The organism is Pseudotabrizicola sp. (assembly GCF_030684215.1).
In the GTDB taxonomy this organism is placed as follows: domain Bacteria; phylum Pseudomonadota; class Alphaproteobacteria; order Rhodobacterales; family Rhodobacteraceae; genus Pseudotabrizicola.
Genome location: NZ_JAUXOV010000024.1, coordinates 222,363 through 238,049, shown reverse-complemented (window position 1 = coordinate 238,049; position 15,687 = coordinate 222,363). Strand labels below are relative to the sequence as shown.

The following is a 15,687-nucleotide window of genomic DNA, read 5'->3' as shown; positions in this document are numbered from 1 at the left end:
CTAATGAGACCAAGGCGCGTGCGTAACCCCATCAAGGCCACGGCCCGCGAGCCGATCAACAGGCCGGATACATATGAGCGATTTCCGAAGTCGTGCCAAATTCTCAATTGCGAACAGCAGCCGACACATACATAAGGGCCGCCCATCCAGCGTGCCGCTGCCTTCGCTGAGCGAGGGAAGCGGTCACTCTGGATGAGCGCCACAGTCTGCCTATGGAACTCAGCTTTGCGGCCGCTCTGCCCACCCTGCAAAGATTCGCTCCAGAACCAAAACGGCATAGTAAAGCAGGATGCCAAGGGCTGCGAGCGCGATGAGAACCGCGAACATCAGCGGGTAGTCGCCATTCGTCTCGCCCGATTTGAACAGAGCGCCAAGGCCGCGACCATGGGGGGCGACGATCTCCACCAGATTGGTGCCGATAAAGGCCAGCGTGACCGAGACTTTTAGCGCGCCAAAGAACTCGGGCAGGGTTTTTGGGAGGGCGATCTTGCGAAAGATCGTCAGCCTTGACGCGCCCAGGCTGCGAAGGATGTCGCGGTATTCAGGCTCCAGTGTGGACAGACCAATGCCGACTGAGACAGCAATCGGGAAAAAGCTGATCAGAAAGGCCATCAGCACGGTGTTGAAGTCATGCTGGCCAATGAAGATCAACGAGACGACCGGCACCAGAGTTGCCTTCGGGATCGCGTTAAAGCCGACCAGCAGCGGGTAAAGTCCGTCACGGGCGATGCGGGAAAAGCCCATCATCATGCCAATCAGCGTGCCAAACAGCACCGCCAGCCCCAAGCCCAGTACAGTGCGCCAGAGGGTTTGCCAGCCCATTTCCAAAAACAGCCAACGGAATTTCCAGAACGCGGGCGGCAGGTCAGAGGGCGAGGCCATCTTGTAATTCGGCCAGTCGTTGACCCAGACCAGCCCCTCCCATGCCAGTAGAAAGAGCGCAACAGCGAGGAGGGGGACAGCGATTTTTTGTAGCGTTTCCATCAATGCATATCCCCGTCGCGGCCTTGGGCAATTCGGATCTGGTCGCGCAGGGTGTGCAGCATCTCTTGTGCTTTCGGCTCATACAGAATGTCGAGCGTACGGTTGGCGGGCAGATCGACGTTCAGCACCATTTGCGTGCGGGCAGGGCGGCCTGACAGCACAAACACCTGATCACCCAGAAACACGCTTTCGCGCAGGTCATGGGTGATTAGCACGCAGGTAAAGGGTTCTGCCGCGCGTAGGTCGCGCATGGTTTGCCACAGATCTTCGCGGGTAAAATTGTCAAGCGCGCCAAAGGGTTCGTCCATGATCAGCACATCGGGTTTGTGCACGATGGCGCGGCACAGGCTGGCGCGTTGGCGCATGCCGCCTGACAATTCGCTGGGGCGTTTGGATTCGAACCCCTTGAGGCCAACCATTTCAAGCAGGTGCATGGCGCGCGCCTCACGCTCGGCCTGCGGCATGCGGGGGGCAACGATTTCCAATGGCAGTATCACGTTTTCAAGGATGCTGCGCCATTCCAGCAAGACCGGGTTCTGGAACGCCATGCCAACAGTCTTGCGCGGACTGGTGACGCGTTCGCCATGTAACCAGACCTCGCCTGAATCGGGCTTCATCAGGCCGGCGACAAGCCGGGTGAGGGTGGATTTGCCGCAGCCTGAGGGACCAACGACGGCAGCAAATTCGCCTTCGGGCACAGAGATGTTCAGATTGTCCAGCACCGGCAGAGGGCCGGATTTGGTGCGATAGGCGTGCGTCACGCCCTTGATGTCAATGAGGTTTGCCATGAGGTATGCCGCCCGGTTCGCCCGGGCGGCTTTGCCTTAGTTCATCGAAAGGCTGCCATCGGTGGGCAGATAGGCGGGGTTGAAATACAAGGCCGCGTCCGGGGCGTTGGTGAAGGTGTAGACCGATTTGGTCTGCTCGATCGCCTTTTCCATCCGCTCGGCGTCAATGTTGCCAAGGCCGTTCGCCATGACCCAGTCTGTCATGACATTGTCTTTGATAGACAGGGCCAGACGCTCGCCCTCCAATTCTGCATCAGCAGCGGGGTTGCGGCTGATCAGGCTGGCGATGGCGGCGTCGGGATCGGCCACGGTGTCTTTCCAGCCCATTGCCACGGCGCGTAAAAAGCCGGTGACCGCATCCGGGTTGGCGGCGGCAAAATCGGTGTTGACGATCACGGCATTGCCGTAAAGCGCGACCCCATGATCGGCCATCAGGATCACCGAGATGTCATCTGCGGGCACGCCAAGGCGTTTAACGTTCAGGCTGGAGGTGAAGCTGAACCCGGTCACCGCGGCAACCTTGCCTTCGGCCAGCATCGGCTCACGCACTGGAAAGCCGACGGGTTCAACGGTGACAGAGGCCATGTCGATGCCGTTTTCGGCAGCAAAAATCGGGAACTGTGCCCAAGCGCCATCTGGCGGCGGCGCACCGAGGATCTTGCCGGAAATGTCGCCCGGCTCGTTGATGCCAAGCGATTTGCGGCCGACCATTGCGAAGGGCGGCTTGTCGTAAATCATCATCACAGCGGTGACCGGCGCACCGGGGTTCTGGTCGAGGAATTTCATCAGGCTGTTGATATCCGCAAAGCCGACTGGATACGCGCCGGTTGCTACCTTTGGGATTGCGTCAAGCGAACCTGCGCCTTCGGTTATTTCAACTTTCAGGCCCTCGGCCGCGAAATGGCCCTTGTCCAGTGCGACGAAATAGGGGGCTGCGGGCCCTTCAAATTTCCAGTCCAGCGCAAAGGGCATGGCGGTATCGGCTTGGGCTGCCGTCCCGATCAACAGGGCGGCGGCGAAACTGGCGGTGGCATGGCGAAACATCTGGAACTCCCATATTAGCTTTTCTTCAGGGTGATGCAGGTTGCGACTGAGTCTATCGGCGCCCGCAGAATTGACGTCAGTCTGCCTCCTGTTGCCTGAAACTTCACCTGAAAAACGCTCTAGAGCCTAATTTTTGCGCAAATTCAGCTGCAGGCGCGTCAGGCAGGGGCTGCCGCAAGCGCCTGATCAAGCAAAGATGAGATGTCTTTCTTTGAGGTTCCGGCGACGATGCGGGCAATCTCGGTCTGACCGTTCAACGCAACAAGGGTAGAGCGGCGCGGAATGTTCAGGCGGCGCGACAGATTGCTGGCGCTATGTTGATCCCAGTCGATGATGAAGAAGGCGATCTTGCGGTCATAGTCGGGATTCTCGGCCCGCAGATCGGTCAGTACGCGTTCTTGCGCCGCGCAGGTCGAACACCAGCTTGCCCAGAAATCCAGCAAGACGACCTTACCCGCCTTCATTGCCGCTTCGGCTTGAGTGGGGGTTGAAAGCGTTGGGGCTGCATGCAGGGCGATGGGGGAAAGGGCAAAGGCAGAGGTCAGGGCAATGAAGTGACGACGGTGCATAGAGGTTCCTTTCGGGGATCAGATTGAAACGGACAGATCGATCAGCCAAGGCGGCAGAACGTTCAGCAGCCAAGCCTCGACGATATGGTGCAGACGAAACCACATGGCCGCGCCGACCAGAACAAACACGCCACCCATGATCGGTTTGGCTTTTTCAGCCACAGCGCGCAGCCGTGCCTGCCGCGCGCGGATCGCCGATTGCGCGCCATAGGCAAGGGTGAGGATCAGGGTGCAGACGCCTGCGGCAAAGGCAGTCATCACCAGCCCTGCGCGCAACAGGTTTTCGCCGGTGGAGGCAAGGGCAATGGCTGCCCCAAGCGTGGGGCCGATACAAGGGCTCCAGACCGCGCCGAGAAGAGCGCCGGAGATGAACTGCCCAGACAGACTTTGCCCGGTCTGGGCGTCGATCTGTTGATCTGCGCCTTGAGCAAAGCCAGCAGTGACAGTGGCAAAACGTGCACCAAGTGCCGGCGTAAGCAACACCAGCCCGAAGGCCACCATAACAAGTGCTGCGCCACGCGCCACACCGTCTGGATCCAGCCCAAGAGCGGGGCCAAGGGCGCTGAGCCCAAGGCCGAGTGTGACGAAAGCAACGCTCATCCCAGCAGCAAGGGCGAGGGGCGCACGGCGGTCAGCTTTCAGCGCAGAGGCCAGAACAATGGGCAGAACTGGCAGCACACATGGGTTGATCAGTGTCAGCAGACCCGCGAGATAGCCGAAGATAATGTCCATGGATGGGTGCCTTTGCGTGTCTTTTCTGACATTACGTATCTGCTATCTCTTTGTTACGCCGATCACAGTTAGGTGTAAGATGCGCACGAAATACCGTGGCAACTTTGCAGATGTAACGAAACAATGACCCTCGCCGTATTGGACCACAGTGATGACGCAGAATACGGATGACTGGGGCCTGCTGCTCACGGCTGCGCTTGGGGGCGACAGCCGGGCGTATGCGCGGTTTCTGCGCGTCGTTACACCGGTTTTACGTGGTGTTGTGCGGGCCCGTGGGGCGGCGCTGGGGGATGCGGGGTGTGAGGATGTTTTGCAAGAGGTGCTGCTGGCGCTGCATCTGAAGCGGCACACCTGGCAGACCGGAACCCCGGTGCGACCGTGGCTGTATGCCATCACGCGCTACAAGGTAATCGACGCGTTTCGGGCGCGTGGGCGGCGGGTTGATGTGCCGATCGAGGATTTTGCCGATGTTTTGCCTGCCGAACCGGGAGTGGACCCGACGCAGGCAGGGGACATGGATAAGATGATTGCGATGCTGGATCCGCGCGCGCAGCGTCTGGTCCGGCAAGTGGGGGTGGAAGGTGACACGATGGCAGAGGCCGGGGCGAAACTGGACATGACCGAAGGTGCCGTGCGGGTCGCATTACATCGGGCGTTCAAACAACTGGCAGACTTGCGGAAAAGGCATGTGGAATGAAAACGGATGATCTGATCCGGGCACTGGCCGGAGACTCAGTGATCGCAAGAGCGCCGCAGTCGCGGTTGGTCTGGCTGCTGCCTGCGCTGGCGCTGGGGTTTGTAGGGCTGTGGAGTCAGTTTGGCCTGCGCACCGATCTGGGCGCTGCGCTGCTTGACCCGGTGTCTGTGATGCGGTTTGTGTTGGGATTTGTGCTTGGTGCTGTGGCGCTGGCGGCGGGGATGCGGCTGGCGCGTCCGGGGGCGGTGGTGCAGCTTTGGCCGCTTGCTATTGTTGCGCTTGTCGCCTTGGGGTTGTGGCTGTGGGCCTTTGTGCAGGCGCCGACCGGGACACGGCAGATGGCGATCATCGGCAAGACAATGGTGGGGTGCCTGACGACAATTCCGTTGCTCGCGGTGTTGCCAACGGTTGCCGTGCTAGCCGCCTTGCGCCAAGGCGCTGTGGTCCGGCCTATGTTGGCGGGGGCTGTGGCGGGGCTCGCTGGGGGCGGGCTGGCTGCAGTGGTCTATGCGCTGCACTGCACTGAAGACAGCCCGTTGTTTTACGTGACCTGGTATGGAACCGCCATTCTGGGTGTGGCGGCGGTCTCTGCTTTGGCTGCGCGGCAAGTGTTGCGCTGGTAAATTCGCGCGGGTGGTGTCAGGCAAAGATGCCGGGCACCAAGGCGCCGCGCGCCTGAATGACCTGCGCTGCCAGAGCCATCGCCTGTTGTGCTGCGTGATCCTCGCTTTGCCCCATGGCCAGATGCGCAAGGAATCCGCCTGCAAAGCTGTCACCTGCCGCCGTGGTGTCGACGATCTGCGCAACCGAGGTTGCGGCGTGTTGGCGGGTGCCGTGGTCTTGTGACCACAGGGTCACCGGGCCGCCGCCATCCTTGACAACAACACGGGTCGCACCCGCCTTGCTGTAGCGCGCAATGGTGTCTGCGGAGATCTTGTCGCCCCATAGCCCGGTTTCTTCGTCAAAAGACGGCAGCACAATATCGGCCACTGACGCGCCCAGCATCACACCTTCGCGCATTGCGTCCTCCCCGTCCCACAGGCGCGGGCGCAGGTTGGTGTCAAAGGCGATCAGACTGCCCTGTGTCCGCGCAGACTGAACCGCCTTGCAAAAGGCGCGGCGGTGGTCGGGGGACAGCACGGCAAGGGTGATGGCGGAAAAATGGATAATCTGTCGCCCCTGCAACGTGGACGCCAGCCAATCAGGATCATCCGCAATCATCTTGGCAGCCGATTGCCCGCGCCAATAGGAAAAGCTGCGTTCGCCGTTGCGCAGACTGATCATGTACAGACCCACCGTGCGGTCGGGCAGGCGCCGCAGAGCGGTGGTATCAATGCCTTGCCCTGCCATGAAGCCGGCCATTTCGTCCGATACGGCATCGGTACCAATGCATGACCCATAGGCGACGGACCAATCGGTGGGCAGCAGGCGGCGGGCATACCAGGCCGTGTTGAACGTATCGCCTGCGAAGCCGCGTGCATAGGCGCCCGAGGCAGTGGGCGAAAGCTCCACCATACATTCGCCAAGGCTCAACAGGGATTTCGACATGCTTGCGGCTCCTCATCTCTTGTGGTGGCGGACCGTAGCCGAGCGACGTAAAGCCCGCAACAGGGCGCGGTGTTTTGGTTTTCTGCGCGGGTGATTGAGGCGTCGCAGGATTGGGCGTAACACTGACGCCTGAAGGGCCCATACTTTGCGTCGGGGCTGGAAAAGGGGCTGGCAGATGACGGACGATGCTGCACGATACATCGCAAAGGGCGTGGCCCATGTGGATCTACCCGCCGTCGCCAGCCCGGTGCCTGTCAGTTTTGTGCTGCTGCCAAAATTCACCATGCTGGCCTTTGCCTCGGCGATTGAGCCGTTGCGTATTGCCAACCAGCTGACCGGGCAGGCGCTGTTCCGATGGCAAACCCTGTCGGCGGATGGACAGGCGGTGGCTTGCTCCAATGGGGTGCCGATCATGGTGGACGGCGCTTTTGGTGCGGTCCAGCCCGAAGGCGTGGTGCTGGTCTGTTCGGGGGTAGAGCCGGAGAATCAGGTCAGTGCGGCACTGGCCGACTGGCTGCGCGGCTTGTGGCGTCGCGGGCGCGTGGTGGGGGGGCTTTGCACCGGGGCCTATGCATTGGCGCGGGCGGGCATTCTGAAGGGGCGGCGGTTTACCCTGCATTGGGAGAACCTGACCGGGTTCAATGAAACCTACCCCGAGCTGACTGCCGCGCGGCAGGTGTATTGCATCGACGACCGGATCGTGACCTGTGCGGGCGGCGTCGCGGCGGCAGATCTGATGCTGGAGATCATCCACGACCGCTTTGGCATCATCCTGAGCCAGGAGGTGATGAACATGTGCCTGCTGACCCAACGGCGCACGCAAAACGATGAGCAGATGACCTCGCTTGCAGCAAGGCTGGGCACGCGGCACGAAAAGCTGATCGAGGCGGTGGCTTTTCTTGAGGCGCGCATCGAGGAGCCCTTCGATCTGGATGCCTGCGCCGCGCAACTGGACCTGTCGCGTCGACAGATCGAGCGGCTGTTCAGCCGCTATATGGGTGTGACCCCAGTCCGGTATATGAACGACTTGCGGCTACAGCACGGGCGTGCGCTTCTGGCCGAAACCGATATGAGTGTGACCGAGGTGGCCATTGCCTGCGGCTATGCCAGCAGTTCGCATTTCTCCAAGTCGTTCCGAGTGAAATACGGGGTGTCGCCCTATCGGTTTTCACATTTTGGCAAATAGCGGCGACAGCGCCTGTGGCTTGAAAGGGGCTTTTTGATCCCACATCTATGCGTTGCGATCAGTTTCATCGCGATATTGAGCGGACTTCCGGCCAACTGTTGCGGTTTCGCAATAGCCAAAACGTTAATGGATTGCTACGATTGGCTCAATAAAAACACAAAAAGACCAAAAACCGACTGAATAATAAAAACACGAGCAGACTAAAAGGTGCAGGTATGGGAACGGGCTCTAGGGGCACGTTCGTGATTTCCTGGTCACAGACAGAGATAGACGGCCTGATTGCTGCCCCGTTGGATGTACTTGCCGTTGGCGCCTCTTGGCGCTGGTCCGGTCAGCCCGTCCGCGTGGATGGTCAGGGTGGGATGCTTCTGCTGGAGGGACCCGAGGGAATTGCGGACATTCGGCGACGGGCGGCAAAAATGGTCCGCCGCCTGATTGGCGTTGCAGTGACAGGCGATGGCGTTGCGTCAGATGACGAGGCCGTGGAAGACGACGACGCGCCCGATCAGGGGTTTATCGTCACAGACGGGCATCAAAGTTGGTCGGTGACGGTGCTGCCGGTGCCGGACACAGGTGCGCGGCTGCTGATGTTTGTGGGTGATCTGCCGCCACCGGGGCAGGATCTTTGGGTGGTGCGGACTGCGATTGACCGGACCCACTCAGGCGCGGGTGCGAAAGTTGCAGGCGGCGTGATCTGCTTTACTCCAGATACGCGGATTGCCACGCCGACGGGGCCGCGCCTTATCCAGGACATCCGCCCTGGTGATCGCATTTTGACCAAGGACAATGGCGCACAGGAAATTCTATGGACTGGCAGCCGCCGGATGACAGGCGCGCGGCTTTATGCGATGCCGCATCTGCGGCCGATCCGGTTCAAGGCCGGAGCGATGGGGCTTGACCGACCCGACGGGGATCTTGTGGTGTCACCGCAGCATCGCATGGTGCTGAACGGATCGGCAGCGCGTGCGCTGTTCAACACCGATGAAGTGCTGGTCAAAGCCGAAGACCTGCTGAACGATGTTACAATCTGCATCGATCATGCCCTGCGCGAGGTGACTTATATTCATATCCTGCTGGACCGGCATAATATTGTCTGGGCCAATGGAATGGAGACCGAGAGTTTTCACCCGTCAAACACCGCTCTGGATACGATTGAACCGGCACAGCGTGCAGCGCTGCTGGCGATCTTGCCGGACATTGCGGTGAGCCCGGCAATCTATGGCGATTATGCGCGGCGCAACTTGTCATCATCCGAGGTGGCGATCCTGCGCCATGATGTGGCGGCCTGATCGCTTGTGGCCATCGGTGCAGGGGGGCTGTCTGCCCCCCGTCGCTTCGCGCCTCCCCCCGAGGATATTTTTGAACAGAAAATGTTCGGCGGGGGCAGATACAGGGTGGGGGCTGTTGACACTGTGGTTTGGGTGCCTATAAGCGCCTCTTGTCCCGGCGGGTAACCTCTGGGGCTTTTCATTGGTGTTGGTGGACCCCGCAAGGGGATGCCTGTCGGACCTGCGGGTCAAAGGACAACGCCCTTCATATCGAACGAAGGAGATCAGCCGTGACCAAACGCACGTCTGCCAAGTACAAAATTGACCGCCGCATGGGCGAAAACATCTGGGGCCGCGCCAAGTCGCCGGTCAACAAGCGTGAATATGGCCCGGGCCAGCACGGTCAGCGTCGCAAGAACAAGCTGTCGGACTTCGGCACTCAACTGCGCGCCAAGCAAAAGCTGAAGGGTTACTATGGTGACCTGACCGAAAAGCAGTTCCGCAAGATCTTTGGTGAAGCAGAACGCGTCAAGGGCGATACCGGTGAGATGCTGGTGGGTCTGCTGGAGCGTCGTCTGGATGCGGTCGTCTACCGCGCCAAGCTGGTTCCGACAATTTTTGCCGCCCGTCAGTTCGTGAACCACGGCCATGTGCAGGTGAACGGTCAGCGAGTCAACATCGCGTCTTACCGTGTGAAAGAGGGCGACGTGATCTCGGTCCGCGAGAAGTCGCGTCAACTGGCAATCATTCTGGAAGCCGTACAGTCTGCCGAGCGCGACGTGCCGGATTATCTGGAAGTGGACCACAACAAACTGGTCGTGACCTTTGTGCGCACCCCGGCTTTGGGTGATGTGCCATATCCCGTCGTCATGGAGCCGAACCTGGTCGTTGAATATTACGCGAAGAACTGATCTTTCGCGCAAGGTAACGGAAGGGCCGCCCCATGGGGCGGCCCTTTTGCATCGGGGCTGTCGTGCAGGGGGTGGGGCTGTCGATTGCGCGCCCTGCGTCCCATAATCGCACTGGTCTAAGTGGCCTGCGCCCGCTAGAACCCGCTGGTGAGTTGGAGGCCCCTATGCACGACACCATTCGCCCGCAGCCCGGCATTTTGGACATTGCGCTTTACGAAGGCGGCAAGGCACATCTGGCAGGCGTGTCAAATGCGTTGAAGCTGTCGTCGAATGAAAACCCCTTTGGCCCCGGTGACCGGGCGAAAGAGACGTTTGGCAAGACGGTTCACACGCTGCACCGCTATCCGGGCACCGATCACGCGTCATTGCGTCAGGCCATCGGCGATGTGCATTGGCTGGACCCCGAGCGGATTATCTGTGGCGTAGGATCGGATGAGATCATCACCTTTCTATGTCAGGCTTATGCCGGGCCGAAGGATGAGGTTGTGTTCACTGAACACGGGTTTCTGATGTACCGGATTTCGGCCCTGGCAGTCGGGGCGACCCCGGTGGAAGTGCCGGAGCGTGAGAGGATGGCGGATGTTGATGCCATTTTGAAAGCCTGCACCAAGCGCACCAAACTGGTGTTCATCGCCAACCCCAACAACCCGACAGGCACGATGATTTCTTCGGCCGAGATGGAGCGTCTGGCTGCGGGTCTGCCCGCGCAGGCCATTTTGGTGATCGACGGGGCTTATGCCGAATATGTTGATGGCTATGACGGCGGCTCGGGTCTGGCGACGGTGCGCGAGAATGTTTTCATGACGCGGACGTTTTCCAAGATTTACGGTCTGGGCGGGTTGCGGATTGGCTGGGGCTATGGGCCAAAGCATATCATTGATGTCCTGAACCGCATTCGCGGGCCGTTCAACCTGTCCACCACCCAACTGGAGGTGGCCGAGGCCGCCGTGCGCGATCAGGATTGGGTGACCAAATGCCGGAGCGAGAACGCGCGGATGCGGCATTGGCTGGCCGAGGCTTTGGCAGAGGTGGGGGTGCCTTCGGATACCAGCATGGCCAATTTTGTGTTGGCGCGATTTGGCAGTATAGAAGAAGCCGAAGCCTGCGATACATTCTTGCAATCTCAAGGGCTGATTGTGCGGCGGGTGGCGAGCTACAAGTTGCCGCACTGCCTGCGGATCACCGTGGGGGATGAGGCTGGGTGCCGCCGGATTGCGCATGCGGTGGGGCAGTTCAAGGGGCTGAAATGACTGCCGTTTACAAGCGGGTTACGCTGATCGGCCTTGGCCTGATCGCTTCGTCCATGGCGCATGCGATGCGGCAGTACGGGCTGGCAGACGAGATTGTGGGCCATGCGAAGTCGGCTGAAAGCCGGGCGGTGGCTTTGCAGATCGGGATTTGCGATAGGGTTTTTGACACCGCGGCCGAGGCCGTGGAGGGTGCAGATCTTGTGGTGCTGTGCGTGCCGGTTGGCGTGATGGGCGAGATTGCCGCCGAGATTGGCCCGCATCTGGCACAGGGGGCCACGATCACAGATGTCGGATCGGTCAAGGGCGCAGTGGTTGAGGCGATGGCCCCGCATATGCCAGAAACGGTGCATTTTATACCCGGACATCCGATTGCGGGGACAGAACACTCCGGCCCGCGTTCGGGATTTGCGACGTTGTTTCAGAACCGTTGGTGGCTTTTGACTCCGCTGGAGGGCGCGGATCGCGATGCGGTAGCGCGGTTGCGTCAGCTGTGTGAACGCATGGGGGCCAACGTCGACGAAATGGACGCCGCGCATCACGATCTGGTGCTGGCCGTCACCAGCCACACGCCGCACTTGATCGCCTATACGATGGTGGGCGTGGCCGAGCACATGCGGCGGGTCTCCAACTCTGAGGTTATCAAGTATTCGGCGGGCGGTTTTCGTGATCTTACCCGAATTGCGGCCAGCGATCCGGTGATGTGGCGCGATGTCTTTCTGACCAACAAGGATGCGGTGCTGGATATTCTTGGCCGCTTTACCGAAGAGCTGTTCACCCTGCAACGCGCTATCCGCATGGGCGATGGTGAGCATCTTCACGCCTATTTCACCCGCACCCGCGCAATAAGGCGTGGCATTATCGAGGCGGGGCAGGATACTTCTGAACCGGACTTCGGACGCGTTCCGCAAGGCGGAGGAGAGGGCAAGGCGTGATGTTAAGGGGTGTGGTGACGGGGGTTATACTTCTGGCTGCGGTGGGTGCCGCGCTTGCAGATGCGCCGTCAAAATCACCCCGCCCCATGCCTCGCCCCGGTATGGTTGCTGTTGCTGATGCCGAAACTGTCGGGATTGTCACAAAAGTCGCCGGGCCTGCTGCCATGCCGATGACCTCACGTCCAAAGATGCGCCCCCAGAACTTGGTTGCAGTCGCGCTTGAGGTGCCGCAGGTCGTTGTCGCCACGGCGTCGACGATGGCACCACCTGAGAAAAAGGGACTGTTCGGGCTGTTACGACCGGCAAAACGCCCCGAGGGTCTGGTTGAAAAGCAATTGGTCGCGGCAACGATCGCGCCGGTGAAGCCCGGCAAGCAGGGTGTGGTCTCGCAAAAGGGAGCAGTCTGTGGTGACCCGTCGATAAAGGGTGAGACGCTGGCCCCGATCACCTCGCGCGTGCAGGGGTGCGGGATCGCAAACCCGGTGCGGATCAATAGTGTCGCAGGCGTCCGATTGAGTCAGGCAGCGACCGTCGATTGCGACACGGCGCGCGCCTTGAAAACCTGGATCGAGCGTGGGTTAGTGCCGGCTTATGGCAAGGGCCGCGTGGTGCAGTTGCAAGTGGCCGGGCATTACGTCTGTCGCACGCGTAACCACCGCTCTGGGGCCAAGGTCAGCGAGCATGGGCGCGGTCGGGCGATTGATATTTCGGGCTTTACCTTTTCAGACGGAAAGTCCGTTTCAGTGCTGCGAAACTTCGACAGCACAATGCGAAAAGCCCACAAGTCGGCCTGTGGCATCTTCAAAACTACATTGGGTCCGGGGTCTGACGGTATGCACGAAGATCATCTGCATTATGATGTGGCGCAGCGCAGCAGCAGTTATTGCCGCTAGGTCTGGCCCCATTCAATTGAGTTTGGGCGCGGGGCCAAGCGGCAGCGGACCAAACAGCATCTGACCATCCCTGAAAATCAGTGGCATTTCCAGAACCTCCGGGTCGCCGGAGCTTTCGGCAATCGCCCGCATCATATTCTGTGCCGTCTGTGCGATTTCGGGTCGGATCAGGCCTAGGCTGGTGCCCATGGTCACCAGATTGCGCCAGCCCGTCACGCGAATGTCGATCCGGCCTTCGGGAAACCCGTTTTGCACCTGCAGATTGCCTTTGGCAAAGGCCGACAAGTCGCCCCATGTCAGCAACGCCTCGCGCAGCGACAGGGCGGTAAGCGCGGGGCGGGTTTCGGCAGAGAAACGGTCCAGCGGCGCGGAGAGTGTGGCATTGGCATCCAGCCGCACCACACTGATCTGTGGCGGCAGGTCTGGCAACCGTGCGCTGAGGGCAGGGTCGGGGGACAAGCCCAGAAGCTCCAGCCCGATGTCATAGGCATTGGCAAGGCTTGGGTCCGCGCGAGTGGAAAAGCGCAGCGTGTCGGCGGCAAGCACCCAGCCAAGGCTCGATTCTGCCCGGATCTGATCGCCGACAAAGGTGGTACGATCAAGCGCCAGCGCCGTGTTGGGGCTCACGACAACGCTGGCCTGTAGCTTGGCCGATTGCAGGGTGATGTCCTCGGCGGGGGTGCGGATGGTCTGCTCGGGCGCAAAAGCCGCAATTACATGCCATGGGCGATAGCTGAGCGAGAAGACCTGGACAAAAGGTGCCTCCCACCGGGTTTCGCTGCGCCGGTCGATCACATTTGGCTGGGTTACGGTCAGATCGAAGCGGTTGGGAAAGCCAGACACGCTGTAGCCGCTTTGAGAAACATCCAACCCCTGTGACGAAGCGTTTTGCAAAAACGCTGCAAACCCACGGTCCACAGCGGATTTGCCCACGAACCAATACCCTGACCAAAGCGCCACCAAAACTGTGGCAATCCAAAGTAATGCGCGCATCTTCAGCCCTTTTCTTTCATTCGCCTGTGTTGTTTAGAGGCAGTGCAAGCGGAGGGCCAGTCACTTGACCGAGACGATGTGGGTCTTTGGATACGGATCCTTGATCTGGAATCCGGAATTTCCGGTGGCTGAGGCGCGCATCGCGCGTGTGCAAGGCTGGCGGCGGGCGTTTTGCATGCGCTCTATTCATCATCGCGGATCAGAGGCGGAACCCGGCCTTGTGTTGGCGCTGGACGCAAGCGCCGGCCACTATTGTGACGGGGTGACGTTCCGGGTGCAACCGGGGGCCGAGGCAGACACGCTGGCCTTGCTGCGCGAACGCGAGTTGATTTCTTCCGCCTATCTTGAAGCGCAGGTGCGGGCCGATTGGCCGGGTGGCGGGGGCTGCTCTGCATTGGTCTATGTGATTGACCCGGATCACTGGCAGTATTGCGGCGGAGTTGATCTGGAAGAACAGGCGCAGATTATCGCGCAGGCGCGCGGGGGACGGGGGTTGAACCGCGATTATTTGTGGTCCACGGCGGCGCATCTGGCCGAGTTGGGCATCGCAGACCCGGAACTTGAATGGCTGGCAGGCCGGGTGCGCGCGCTTGTAAGGTCGCGAGACTGAGAATCCCTTTGGCACCAGCGTTTTCGTGGCGTATCGTCGCCTTGGGCAAAACAAACGGGCAGGCAGCGTCTGATGCAACAGACCAAGGCCGAAATAAAGGCCAAGGCAAAGCGCACTGTGCGAGATCGCAGGGTCGCGACATTCACACAACCCATCCAGCAGATCGTAACGATGCTGGTGATCATCGCTTTGGTGGCGGTGGGCGCTTGGTTGATCCATGGGCAGGTGGCCGAGGTTTTCCGGTCTAACCTTTGGCTGAACGGGTTTATCGCCTTTGTCTTTGTGCTGGGCGTGTTCACCTGCTTCTGGCAGGTGCTGATCCTGATTCAATCGGTGATTTGGATTGAAGACTTTGTTGGCCACGGGCCCGCAGCGACGACCCAGCGCGTGCCGCGCCTTCTGGCTCCGCTGGCATCGCTGTTGCGCTCGCGCGGGCAGAAGATGCAGATTTCGTCCTCCAGCTCGCGCTCGATCCTTGAATCGGTTGCCACCCGGATAGACGAAGCGCGCGATATCACACGGTACCTGACCAACCTTTTGATCTTTCTTGGCCTTCTGGGCACGTTTTATGGGTTGGCAACCTCGGTCCCTGCGATTGTCGAAACGATCCGATCGCTCTCGCCGCAACCGGGCGAAGATGGGACCGCCGTATTTGCCAAGCTGATGGGCGGATTGGAAGCGCAGCTTGGTGGCATGGGGACGGCGTTTTCCTCCTCGCTTCTCGGGTTGGCCGGGTCTTTGGTCGTGGGTCTGCTAGAGCTGTTCGCAGGCCATGGTCAGAACCGCTTTTACCGCGAGCTGGAAGAATGGCTGTCGTCGATCACCCGGCTGGGCTATTCCAGCGGAGAGGGCGAAGGCGAAAGCGAAAGTGGCGCGGTGGCCATGGTGCTGGACCAGATGGTCAGCCAGATGGAGGTCCTGCAGGGGCTCTATGCGCAATCCGATGCCAGTCGTGGCGCTGTCGATGCACGCATCGGGGATCTGGCAGCAGCCGTAGGTGCCTTGGCGCAGCGATTGGAGGCTGACTCTGGCCAGACGGCGGCGTTGGACCGGATTGCCGAAGGGCAAGAGCGGCTGATCGCAGCGCTGACCGGGGCCGAGGGTGGGGCGCATTCTGACGCCGAAAGCCGGATGCGGTTGCGGTCGATCGACGTGCAGATGTTGCGGATACTGGAAGAAATCTCGGCCGGGCGTCAGGAAAGCGTGGCCGATCTGCGTGGCGAGATTTCAGCGCTGACCGCAGCGGTGCGGCAATTGTCGCGGACGGGTGTGGGGCGGTAAG

The 15,687-nt window shown here is 60.5% G+C and carries 17 protein-coding genes; 10 read left to right on the top strand and 7 right to left on the bottom strand.

Going from position 1 to position 15,687, the window contains the following annotated elements; translation table 11 throughout:
* Positions 1-219: 219 nt before the first annotated feature.
* From Q8K08_RS04135 to Q8K08_RS04115, 5 genes are all read right to left on the bottom strand, one after another.
* A complete protein-coding gene (locus tag Q8K08_RS04135; RefSeq protein ID WP_304796829.1) occupies positions 220-984 on the bottom strand; it encodes an ABC transporter permease in 765 nt (254 codons plus the stop codon).
* Complete coding sequence (locus Q8K08_RS04130; RefSeq protein ID WP_304796833.1) at positions 984-1,772, bottom strand: ABC transporter ATP-binding protein; 789 nt, start codon at positions 1,770-1,772, stop codon at positions 984-986. Before Q8K08_RS04130 ends, Q8K08_RS04135 begins: the two co-directional genes overlap by 1 nt.
* A 36-nt stretch (positions 1,773-1,808) precedes the next feature.
* Entirely contained in the window at positions 1,809-2,816 is a 1,008-nt protein-coding gene (locus tag Q8K08_RS04125) for an ABC transporter substrate-binding protein (RefSeq protein WP_304796836.1), read from the bottom strand.
* Between the two features lie 158 nt (positions 2,817-2,974).
* On the bottom strand, positions 2,975-3,385 hold the full coding sequence (locus tag Q8K08_RS04120) for a thioredoxin family protein (RefSeq protein WP_305249267.1): 411 nt from the start codon (positions 3,383-3,385) through the stop codon (positions 2,975-2,977).
* Positions 3,386-3,403: 18 nt separating this feature from the next.
* The gene (locus Q8K08_RS04115; RefSeq protein WP_305249266.1) at positions 3,404-4,117 is read right to left on the bottom strand and encodes a cytochrome c biogenesis CcdA family protein; all 714 of its coding nucleotides are present in this window, start codon (positions 4,115-4,117) and stop codon (positions 3,404-3,406) included.
* Between the two features lie 151 nt (positions 4,118-4,268).
* On the opposite strand from Q8K08_RS04115, the gene Q8K08_RS04110 reads away from it, so the two are divergent.
* Positions 4,269-4,814 (top strand): sigma-70 family RNA polymerase sigma factor, encoded by a 546-nt coding sequence (locus tag Q8K08_RS04110; protein ID WP_304796845.1) that lies wholly within the window; start codon positions 4,269-4,271, stop codon positions 4,812-4,814.
* Positions 4,811-5,437 (top strand): NrsF family protein, encoded by a 627-nt coding sequence (locus Q8K08_RS04105; protein ID WP_304796848.1) that lies wholly within the window; start codon positions 4,811-4,813, stop codon positions 5,435-5,437. Before Q8K08_RS04110 ends, Q8K08_RS04105 begins: the two co-directional genes overlap by 4 nt.
* 16 nt (positions 5,438-5,453) lie before the next feature.
* Here Q8K08_RS04105 and Q8K08_RS04100 read toward each other — a convergent pair whose 3' ends face one another.
* A complete protein-coding gene (locus tag Q8K08_RS04100) occupies positions 5,454-6,362 on the bottom strand; it encodes a sugar kinase (RefSeq protein ID WP_305249265.1) in 909 nt (302 codons plus the stop codon).
* Positions 6,363-6,537: 175 nt separating this feature from the next.
* On the opposite strand from Q8K08_RS04100, the gene Q8K08_RS04095 reads away from it, so the two are divergent.
* From Q8K08_RS04095 to Q8K08_RS04070, 6 genes are all read left to right on the top strand, one after another.
* Complete coding sequence (locus Q8K08_RS04095) at positions 6,538-7,548, top strand: GlxA family transcriptional regulator (RefSeq protein WP_304796854.1); 1,011 nt, start codon at positions 6,538-6,540, stop codon at positions 7,546-7,548.
* A 242-nt stretch (positions 7,549-7,790) separates the two neighbouring features.
* The gene (locus tag Q8K08_RS04090) at positions 7,791-8,837 is read left to right on the top strand and encodes a Hint domain-containing protein (RefSeq protein WP_322573434.1); all 1,047 of its coding nucleotides are present in this window, start codon (positions 7,791-7,793) and stop codon (positions 8,835-8,837) included.
* Positions 8,838-9,106: 269 nt separating this feature from the next.
* Positions 9,107-9,727, top strand: a complete 621-nt coding sequence (gene rpsD / locus Q8K08_RS04085; RefSeq protein WP_304799340.1) for a 30S ribosomal protein S4 — start codon at positions 9,107-9,109, stop codon at positions 9,725-9,727.
* A 164-nt stretch (positions 9,728-9,891) separates the two neighbouring features.
* On the top strand, positions 9,892-10,977 hold the full coding sequence (gene hisC, locus Q8K08_RS04080) for a histidinol-phosphate transaminase (protein WP_304799342.1): 1,086 nt from the start codon (positions 9,892-9,894) through the stop codon (positions 10,975-10,977).
* Positions 10,974-11,909 (top strand): prephenate/arogenate dehydrogenase family protein, encoded by a 936-nt coding sequence (locus Q8K08_RS04075; protein WP_304799345.1) that lies wholly within the window; start codon positions 10,974-10,976, stop codon positions 11,907-11,909. The genes hisC and Q8K08_RS04075 overlap by 4 nt, the downstream gene beginning before the upstream one ends.
* Positions 11,910-11,923: 14 nt before the next feature.
* Positions 11,924-12,802, top strand: a complete 879-nt coding sequence (locus tag Q8K08_RS04070) for an extensin family protein (RefSeq protein ID WP_305249264.1) — start codon at positions 11,924-11,926, stop codon at positions 12,800-12,802.
* A gap of 12 nt (positions 12,803-12,814) precedes the next feature.
* On the opposite strand, the gene Q8K08_RS04065 is transcribed toward Q8K08_RS04070, so the two are convergent.
* Positions 12,815-13,795 (bottom strand): DUF2125 domain-containing protein, encoded by a 981-nt coding sequence (locus Q8K08_RS04065; RefSeq protein ID WP_305249263.1) that lies wholly within the window; start codon positions 13,793-13,795, stop codon positions 12,815-12,817.
* 76 nt (positions 13,796-13,871) lie between these two features.
* Here Q8K08_RS04065 and Q8K08_RS04060 point away from each other — a divergent pair, with 76 nt between their 5' ends.
* Entirely contained in the window at positions 13,872-14,405 is a 534-nt protein-coding gene (locus Q8K08_RS04060; RefSeq protein WP_370654116.1) for a gamma-glutamylcyclotransferase, read from the top strand.
* A 171-nt stretch (positions 14,406-14,576) separates the two neighbouring features.
* Entirely contained in the window at positions 14,577-15,686 is a 1,110-nt protein-coding gene (locus tag Q8K08_RS04055) for a biopolymer transporter ExbB (RefSeq protein WP_305249279.1), read from the top strand.
* Position 15,687: the final 1 nt, after the last annotated feature.

Coding starts and splice junctions, on each gene's coding strand:
- Q8K08_RS04135 (WP_304796829.1), bottom strand. CDS start 984: ATGGAAACGCTACAAAAAATCGCTGTCCCCCTCCTCGCTGTTGCGCTC.
- Q8K08_RS04130 (WP_304796833.1), bottom strand. CDS start 1,772: ATGGCAAACCTCATTGACATCAAGGGCGTGACGCACGCCTATCGCACC.
- Q8K08_RS04125 (WP_304796836.1), bottom strand. CDS start 2,816: ATGTTTCGCCATGCCACCGCCAGTTTCGCCGCCGCCCTGTTGATCGGG.
- Q8K08_RS04120 (WP_305249267.1), bottom strand. CDS start 3,385: ATGCACCGTCGTCACTTCATTGCCCTGACCTCTGCCTTTGCCCTTTCC.
- Q8K08_RS04115 (WP_305249266.1), bottom strand. CDS start 4,117: ATGGACATTATCTTCGGCTATCTCGCGGGTCTGCTGACACTGATCAAC.
- Q8K08_RS04110 (WP_304796845.1), top strand. CDS start 4,269: ATGACGCAGAATACGGATGACTGGGGCCTGCTGCTCACGGCTGCGCTT.
- Q8K08_RS04105 (WP_304796848.1), top strand. CDS start 4,811: ATGAAAACGGATGATCTGATCCGGGCACTGGCCGGAGACTCAGTGATC.
- Q8K08_RS04100 (WP_305249265.1), bottom strand. CDS start 6,362: ATGTCGAAATCCCTGTTGAGCCTTGGCGAATGTATGGTGGAGCTTTCG.
- Q8K08_RS04095 (WP_304796854.1), top strand. CDS start 6,538: ATGACGGACGATGCTGCACGATACATCGCAAAGGGCGTGGCCCATGTG.
- hisC (WP_304799342.1), top strand. CDS start 9,892: ATGCACGACACCATTCGCCCGCAGCCCGGCATTTTGGACATTGCGCTT.
- Q8K08_RS04075 (WP_304799345.1), top strand. CDS start 10,974: ATGACTGCCGTTTACAAGCGGGTTACGCTGATCGGCCTTGGCCTGATC.
- Q8K08_RS04065 (WP_305249263.1), bottom strand. CDS start 13,795: ATGCGCGCATTACTTTGGATTGCCACAGTTTTGGTGGCGCTTTGGTCA.
- Q8K08_RS04060 (WP_370654116.1), top strand. CDS start 13,872: ATGTGGGTCTTTGGATACGGATCCTTGATCTGGAATCCGGAATTTCCG.
- Q8K08_RS04055 (WP_305249279.1), top strand. CDS start 14,577: ATGCTGGTGATCATCGCTTTGGTGGCGGTGGGCGCTTGGTTGATCCAT.